Source organism: Haloferax sp. AB510, from assembly GCF_024136985.1.
Taxonomy (GTDB): Archaea; Halobacteriota; Halobacteria; order Halobacteriales; family Haloferacaceae; genus Haloferax.
This window is the reverse complement of record NZ_JAMYJY010000252.1, coordinates 1-357: the sequence shown is the minus strand read 5'-3', so window position 1 is coordinate 357 and position 357 is coordinate 1. Positions and strand designations below refer to the sequence as shown.

Genomic DNA, 357 nt, shown 5'->3' with positions numbered 1-357 from the left:
CACGGGTGTGGGTCGCGCGGAACGACGACGACCCGCGCTGTTCGATGTGGCAGTCTATCATCCTGATCTCGCCGACCGACCGTTCGGTGATGCGAATCCCGGCGACGCCGTTCGGGTAGCCGGGGAGCGCCGCGCCCTCGCGCATGTAGACGCGGCGGATGACGTTGACGCCCTCTACCGAAGTGCAGTCGAAGAGGAGCAGTTGGTCGCGCGCGTGGCTGTCCGTGGGGGTGCGGCCGAGCCACTCGACGTCCTCGATGAGTGCGCCGTCGTCGTTGGCGAGCCAGATGTCGGCGCTCGTGGTGTCGTCGTCGGTCTGCTGGATGGAGAAGTTCTTCAGGACGTGGTGGTCCCCGC

General features: G+C 67.2%; 1 pseudogene. It reads right to left on the bottom strand.

The window, feature by feature from the left end:
- Positions 1-357 (bottom strand): annotated as a pseudogene (locus tag NKF06_RS20870) (hypothetical protein); the annotation flags it as partial.